Annotated in this window: 6 protein-coding genes; 5 read left to right on the forward strand and 1 reads right to left on the reverse strand. The window is 73.2% G+C overall.

Features of this window, described 5'->3' with window-relative positions; translation table 11 throughout:
* Positions 1–16: 16 nt before the first annotated feature.
* Positions 17–1,159, reverse strand: a complete 1,143-nt coding sequence (mtnA, locus tag B079_RS0131030) for an S-methyl-5-thioribose-1-phosphate isomerase (protein WP_018549760.1) — start codon at positions 1,157–1,159, stop codon at positions 17–19.
* A gap of 137 nt (positions 1,160–1,296) precedes the next feature.
* Between mtnA and B079_RS0131035 the strand changes: the two genes are divergently transcribed.
* The 5 genes from B079_RS0131035 to B079_RS0131055 are packed head-to-tail and all read left to right on the forward strand — an operon-like array spanning position 1,297 to position 6,874.
* Entirely contained in the window at positions 1,297–2,610 is a 1,314-nt protein-coding gene (locus tag B079_RS0131035) for a membrane protein (protein WP_026249249.1), read from the forward strand.
* 34 nt (positions 2,611–2,644) lie between these two features.
* The gene (locus B079_RS0131040; protein ID WP_018549762.1) at positions 2,645–3,376 is read left to right on the forward strand and encodes a DUF4129 domain-containing protein; all 732 of its coding nucleotides are present in this window, start codon (positions 2,645–2,647) and stop codon (positions 3,374–3,376) included.
* The gene (locus tag B079_RS0131045) at positions 3,373–4,575 is read left to right on the forward strand and encodes a DUF4350 domain-containing protein (RefSeq protein WP_018549763.1); all 1,203 of its coding nucleotides are present in this window, start codon (positions 3,373–3,375) and stop codon (positions 4,573–4,575) included. Before B079_RS0131040 ends, B079_RS0131045 begins: the two co-directional genes overlap by 4 nt.
* The gene (locus B079_RS0131050; RefSeq protein ID WP_018549764.1) at positions 4,572–5,564 is read left to right on the forward strand and encodes an AAA family ATPase; all 993 of its coding nucleotides are present in this window, start codon (positions 4,572–4,574) and stop codon (positions 5,562–5,564) included. The genes B079_RS0131045 and B079_RS0131050 overlap by 4 nt, the downstream gene beginning before the upstream one ends.
* The gene (locus tag B079_RS0131055; protein WP_018549765.1) at positions 5,564–6,874 is read left to right on the forward strand and encodes a DUF58 domain-containing protein; all 1,311 of its coding nucleotides are present in this window, start codon (positions 5,564–5,566) and stop codon (positions 6,872–6,874) included. The genes B079_RS0131050 and B079_RS0131055 overlap by 1 nt, the downstream gene beginning before the upstream one ends.
* Positions 6,875–7,033: the final 159 nt, after the last annotated feature.

Genomic DNA, 7,033 nt, shown 5'->3' on the forward strand with positions numbered 1-7,033 from the left:
TGACGCGGGGGCTGGCTCAGCCGGCCGCTTCCCCTCCCGACCGTGTGTACAGCCTGGCCAGTGACTCCGCCGTCACAGGAGAAACGGTGCCCTCCTCGGTGACGATCGCCGTCACAAGTTCCGGCGGTGTGACGTCGAAGGCCGGGTTGTACGCCTGTGTGCCCAGCGGGGCCACGGGGACGCCGCCGCCCGGTCCCGCCACCGGCACCTGCGGCACGCTGAACTCGGTCACCTCGTACCCCGGGCGCTGCTCGACCTCGATGGAGGCACCGTCCGGGGTCGCGGGGTCGACCGTGGTCAGCGGGGCCACGACGATGAACGGCACGTGGTGGTAGCGGGCCAGCACCGCGAGCGGGTAGCTGCCGACCTTGTTGGCCACCGAACCGTCCGCCGCGATCCGGTCCGCGCCGATCAGCACCGCGTCCACCTCACCCGCCGCGAACAGCGAACCGGCCGCGTTGTCCGTGAGCAGCGTGTACGCCATCCCGCTGCGCGCCGCCTCGTACGCCGTCAGCCGGGCGCCCTGGAGCAGCGGGCGCGTCTCGTCCACCCACAGCCGCCGCAGCCTGCCCTCCCGGTGCGCGGCCAGCGCCACCGCGAACGCCGTGCCCTCCCCTCCCGACACCAGCGCGCCGGAGTTGCAGTGGGTCAGGACGCGATGCCCGCCGCCCGGCAGCAGCTCGTCCAGCAGCGCCAGCCCGTGCGCGGCCATCCGCGCACTCGCCCGCGCGTCCTCCAGGTGCAGCGCCTTCGCCGCGTCCAGCGCCGCCGTCGTCGCCACGGTCGGATCACCACTGACGGCGAGCGCCGCCCGGTACGCGCTCAGGGCCCGCTCCACGCCGACGGACAGGTTCACCGCCGTCGGCCGGGCGTCCACCAGCGCCTGCGCGGCCTCGTCCACGTCGAAGCCGCGCGCCGCGGCGAGCGCGACGCCGTACGCCCCCGCGATGCCGAGCACGGGCGCCCCGCGCACGGCCAGCGAACCGATCGCCTCCACCAGCGTGGACGCGTCGGTGCACACCAGCTCCACCTCTTCGGTGGGCAGCCTGGTCTGGTCGAGAAGGATCAGTACGGGTCCTTCGGGTGGTTCTTCCCAACGGATCACGGGTATCTCGGTCGGCCGCTTGTCCTCGCCCGGTCGCGCGTGCTGATCAGCCATGCGATGAGTCTGCCCCGTATCCGGCGGACAATTGACGGAGTACGGCTCCACCTCGGCCGGTCACACGGCGACCGCCCCATGGCACGATGGCTGCCAACCTGCCGCCGCGATCACGCGGGCACCGTTAAGGAGCTTCGATGAGTGACACTCCGGGCTGGGCCTCGCCCGGATCATCCCCTTCGCCCGACGGGCGGGAGCCGGGCGCGACCGGCCCCGCCGAGCCCACCGAGCCCGGGGCGCAGGCGCCCGACGCGTCTTCGCCGGGTACGGGCGCGAAGTGGGCCGAGGGACAGCCGCCGCCCGCCCAGTGGTCCGCTCCGGCCGGCCCGCAGGCGCCGGGTCACACCCCGCCGCCTCCTCCGCCCGGACCGGGCTGGGGCGCTCCGCGTCCCGGCGGTTACGGAGGCTACGGCGGCGGCTACGGCTCCCCCGGTGGCTGGGGAGGCGGCTGGGGAGGCCCGCCGCCCGTGGCCAAGCCCGGCATCATCCCGCTGCGCCCGCTGGGCATCGGCGAGATACTCGACGGCGCCGTCTCCACCATGCGCACCTACTGGCGCACGGTCCTCGGCATCTCGCTGACGGTCGCCGTCGTCTCCCAGGTGGCCGTGCTCCTCCTGCGGGGCTTCGTCCTCGACGACACCGCCTCCTTCGCCGACCCGACCCTCACCGCGAGCGAACTGGGCCGTACGCTCGGCCGCGACGTACTCGGCAGCCTGGTCGTGGCCGCCGTACTCCTGCTCAGTTCGATCTTCGCGACCGGCATGCTGACGACCGTGACCAGCCAAGCCGTCCTCGGCCGGCCCGTCAGGATCGGCGAGGCCTGGAGCCAGGCCCGGCCCCGGCTGCTCCGGCTGCTCGGACTGCTCCTGCTGCTGACCGCCCTCTGCGTCGGTGTCTTCGCGGTGGGCATCGCCCCCGGCATCCTGATCGGCGAGACCGGCGGCTCGGACGCCGCCATGGCGATCACGCTCTTCCTGGGCATCCTCGGCGCCTTCCTGGTCGTCGTGTGGCTGATGGTGCGCTACTCGCTGGCCCCCTCCGCGCTCATGCTGGAGCGCCAGGGCGTCCTGAAGTCGATGGGCCGCTCCACGAAGCTGGTGAACGGCTCCTGGTGGCGCATCTTCGGCATCCAGCTGCTCGCCTGGATCATCACCAACATCGTCTCCTCGATCCTGGCGATCCCCTTCGTCGTCCTCGCGTTCGCCCTGGACAGCGGCAGCATGCTGGACCCGCTCGCCACCGGCGACCCGCACCTGAGCTGGTCGTTCCTGATCATCTCCGGCATCGGCTCGGTGATCGCCTCCACGATCACGATCCCGCTGAACGCGGGCATCACCGTCCTGCTCTACATCGACCAGCGCATCCGACGCGAGGCCCTCGACCTCGAACTGGCCCGCGCCGCCGGAGTCCAGGACCACGGCACGGGCCCGGCGCCCGTACCCGGAGGCTGATGCGGTGAACCTGACGGGGGGAGTTCTCACGGCGGTGCCCGCTCTGCACACCGCCACCGCATCGGCCGCCCGCTTCCTGCTGCACGCGGCCCACCCGCTCCTGGCACTCGGCCGCTCCGGCGACGAACCACCGGTCACCGTCCCGCGCGATCCCGCGCGCGAGGCGGCCCGGCGCGAACTGTCCAAGCCGATGTACCACGAGAACGACCCCAGCCTCTTCCAGCGTGCCCTGGACGCCTTCTGGGACTGGCTGGACCGGCTGTTCGGCCGCGCCGCCACCGCGACCCCGGGCGGCACGCTGGGGCTGATCGTCGTGGTGCTGTGCGTCGTCGCCGTACTGGCCGCCCTGTGGTGGCGGCTGGGCACCCCCCACCGCACCCCCGCCTCCGCCGCACCCCTCTTCGGCGAACGCCCCCGCACCGCCGCCGACCACCGCGCGACCGCCGAGGCGCACGCCGCCCAGGGCCACTGGAACCAGGCCGTCCAGGAGCGCGTACGAGCCGTCGTCCGCGCCCTGGAGGAACGGGCCCTGCTCGACGCCCGCCCCGGCCGCACCGCCGACGAGGCGGCGGCGGAAGCCGGACGCGCCCTGCCCGACCACGCCGACCGACTGCGCTCGGCGGCCCGGGACTTCGACGACGTCACATACGGCGGCCGCAGCGCGACCGAGGAGACGTACCGGCGCCTGCGCGCACTCGATCTCGACGTCGAGCGCGCCCGCCCCGTCCTCGCGGACCACGCCGCCCACCAGGGGGACGCCGGATGACCGCCGAGGCCGTGCCGTCGCCCACGTCGACCTCCCTCACCGCCCGCCAGCTGTGGACCCGCACGCGGGGCCTCCTGATCGCCCTGCTGCTGATCCTGGCCGCCGCGGTCGCCATGGCCGCCATCCGCTCCCACTCGGTCCACGGCGAACTGGACCCGCGCTCCGCCGACCCCTACGGCAGCCGCGCCGTCGCCGAACTCCTCGCCGACCACGGGGTCTCCGCGCGCGTGGTCACCACACCCGGCGCCGCCCGCGCCGCGGCCGGCCCCCGCACCACCCTTCTGGTCGCCGCACCCGACCTGCTGAGCCTCCGCCAGCAGGGCCTCCTCTACTCGGCCACCCAGTCCTCCGGCGGCCGCACGGTTCTCGTCGCCCCCGGCCCCTGGTCCCTGGACCGGCTCGCCCCCGGCGTCAGCGCGGACCCCGCCACCAGCCACCACTCCACCCTGGCCCCCGGCTGCGCCCTCCCCGAGGCACGGCGCGCGGGCAGCGCCGACACCGGCGGCATCCGCTACACCACCTCCGTCCCCGGCGCGGACACCTGCTACCCCAGCGAACGCCTCTCCACCCTGCTCCGCCTGCCGACCGGCTCCGGCAACGGCGACACCGTCGTCCTCGGCTCGCCCGACATCCTCCTGAACAAGCGTCTCGACCAGCAGGGCAACGCCTCGCTCGCCCTGCAACTCCTCGGCTCCCGGCCCCATCTGGTCTGGTACCTCCCCTCGCTCGACGACTCCTCGATCACCGACTCCCAGGACCGCAAGAGCCTCTTCGACCTGCTCCCCTCGGGCTGGCTGTGGGGCACCCTGCAACTGTTCGTCGCCGCACTCCTCGCCGCACTCTGGCGGGGACGCCGCTTCGGCCCGCTCGTCCCGGAGAACATCCCCGTCGCGATCCGCGCCTCCGAGACCACCGAGGGACGCGCCCGCCTCTACCGCAAGGCCGACGCCCGCGACCGCGCTGCCGACGCCCTGCGCGCCGCCACCCGCACCCGACTGGCCCCGCTCGTCGGCGTCCCGGCCACCCAGGCTCACACGCCCGAGGTCCTGCTCCCGGCCCTCTCCGCCCACCTGACGGACGGCGACGGCCAACCCGCCGCGCACTCCCTCCTCTTCGGACCGCCGCCCACCGACGACGCGGCCCTCGTCGCCCTCACCGACCGACTCGACGCCCTCGAAAGAGAGGTACGCCGTCCATGACGGACCCGACCACCGACAACCCCGGAAACACCGGGGACGCGGACGCCGCCCGAGCCTCCCTGGAAGCCCTGCGCGCCGAGATCGCCAAAGCCGTGGTCGGCCAGGACCCCGCCGTCACCGGGCTGGTCGTCGCCCTCCTCTGCCGTGGACACGTCCTCCTCGAAGGCGTGCCCGGAGTCGCCAAGACCCTGCTCGTGCGCGCGCTCGCCTCGGCCCTCGAACTCGACACGAAGCGCGTCCAGTTCACCCCCGACCTGATGCCGAGCGACGTCACCGGCTCCCTGGTCTACGACGCCCGCACCGCTGCCTTCTCCTTCCAGCCTGGTCCCGTCTTCACCAACCTCCTTCTCGCGGACGAGATCAACCGCACCCCGCCCAAGACCCAGTCCTCCCTCCTGGAAGCCATGGAGGAACGCCAGGTCACGGTCGACGGCACGCCCCGCCCGCTGCCCGAGCCGTTCCTCGTCGCGGCCACCCAGAACCCCGTGGAGTACGAAGGCACCTACCCGCTCCCCGAGGCCCAACTGGACCGCTTCCTGCTGAAGCTGACGATCCCTCTGCCCTCGCGGCAGGACGAGATCGACGTCCTCACCCGCCACGCCTCGGGCTTCAACCCCCGCGACCTGCACGCCGCCGGAGTACGTCCCGTCGCCGGTCCCGCCGACCTCGAAGCGGCCCGCGCCGCCGTCGCCAAGACCACCGTCTCCCCCGAGATCACCGCCTATGTGGTGGACATCTGCCGCGCCACCCGCGAATCTCCCTCCCTCACTCTGGGCGTCTCCCCACGCGGGGCGACGGCCCTGCTCGCGGCGGCCCGCGCCTGGGCCTGGCTGACGGGCCGTGACTACGTCATCCCCGACGATGTGAAGGCTCTCGCCCTGCCCGCCCTGCGCCATCGCATCCAACTGCGGCCCGAGGCCGAGATGGAGGGCGTGACCGCCGACTCCGTCATCAACTCCGTCCTCGCCCACGTCCCGGTGCCCCGCTGATGCCGCTCACCGGACGCGCTGCCCTCCTCGCGGCCCTGGGCTCCGTGCCCGTCGGCGTCCTGGACCCCAGCTGGACCGGGCTCCTCGCGGTCAACGGCTCCCTGGCCCTGGCCTGTGCCTGCGACTTCGCTCTCGCCGCACCCGTGCGGCGCCTTGTCCTCTCTCGCTCCGGCGACACCTCCGTCCGTCTCGGCGACACCGCCAATGTCACGCTCACCGTCACCAACCCGTCCCGCCGTCTGCTGCGCGCTCGCCTGCGGGACGCCTGGCCGCCCAGCAGTTGGCACCCAGGCACCGAACTGGACGGCTCCCGGCACCGGCTGACCATCCCGCCCGGCGAGCGCCGCCGCGTCACGACCCGACTGCGCCCCACCCGCCGCGGCGACCGCCAGGCCGACCGGGTGACGATCCGTTCCTACGGCCCCCTCGGACTCTTCTCCCGCCAGGGCACCCATCGAATCCCCTGGTCACTACGGGTTCTGCCCCCGTTCACCAGCCGAAAGCACCTCCCGTCGAAACTCGCTCGATTGCGTGAACTAGACGGTCGTACAAGCGTCCTGACACGCGGTGAGGGCACCGAATTCGACAGCCTCCGCGAGTACGTCCCCGGCGACGACACCCGCTCCATCGACTGGCGGGCCACCGCGCGCCAGTCCTCCGTGGCCGTCCGCACCTGGCGCCCCGAGCGCGACCGCCGGATCCTGCTCGTCATGGACACCGGACGCACCTCGGCCGGCCGCGTGGGCGACGCCCCACGCCTCGATGCCTCCCTGGACGCCGCGCTCCTCCTGGGCGCCCTGGCCTCCCGCGCGGGCGACCGCGTGGACCTGCTGGCCTACGACCGCCGGGTACGCGCCCTCGTCCAGGCGAAGTCAGCGGGAGACGTACTCCCTTCGCTGGTCAATGCATTGGCCTCGCTGGAACCGGAACTCGTCGAGACCGACGCCCGGGGCCTGACCGCCACGATCCTGCGGACCGCCTCCCGCCGTTCCCTCCTGGTCCTCTTCACCACGCTCGACGCGGCGCCGGTGGAGGAGGGCCTGCTGCCGGTGCTACCTCAGCTGACCAGCCGTCACACCGTCGTCGTGGCCTCCGTGGCCGACCCACACATCGCGGCGATGGCACGAGGACGGGGTGACATCGAGGCGGTCTACGAGGCAGCGGCGGCGGCCCAGGCTCAACGTGAGCGCGAGCGGACGGCGGATCAACTGCGGCGCCACGGTGTGACGGTGGTGGACGCGACGCCGGACCAGCTGGCCCCCGCGGTCGCGGACGCGTATCTCGCTCTGAAAGCGGCAGGCCGACTCTGAGGGTGCGCGCCCTTTCTTCTTCGGAGAGAAAGGACCCGTTCTGAAAAAGGGTCTGGAACGCAGAAAACCCCCGCACCAACTGGTGCGGGGGTTTCCCTAAAATTTGTTCGGCGGCGTCCTACTCTCCCACAAGGTCCCCCTTGCAGTACCATCGGCGCT

The sequence above is a fragment of the Streptomyces sp. LaPpAH-108 genome (assembly GCF_000373625.1).
In the GTDB taxonomy this organism is placed as follows: Bacteria; Actinomycetota; Actinomycetes; order Streptomycetales; family Streptomycetaceae; genus Streptomyces.

Excerpts from the sequence above, each read along its gene's own strand:
- B079_RS0131045 (WP_018549763.1), top strand. The coding sequence starts at position 3,373 with ATGACCGCCGAGGCCGTGCCGTCGCCCACGTCGACCTCCCTCACCGCC.
- B079_RS0131035 (WP_026249249.1), top strand. The coding sequence starts at position 1,297 with ATGAGTGACACTCCGGGCTGGGCCTCGCCCGGATCATCCCCTTCGCCC.
- B079_RS0131055 (WP_018549765.1), top strand. The coding sequence starts at position 5,564 with ATGCCGCTCACCGGACGCGCTGCCCTCCTCGCGGCCCTGGGCTCCGTG.
- B079_RS0131050 (WP_018549764.1), top strand. The coding sequence starts at position 4,572 with ATGACGGACCCGACCACCGACAACCCCGGAAACACCGGGGACGCGGAC.
- mtnA (WP_018549760.1), bottom strand. The coding sequence starts at position 1,159 with ATGGCTGATCAGCACGCGCGACCGGGCGAGGACAAGCGGCCGACCGAG.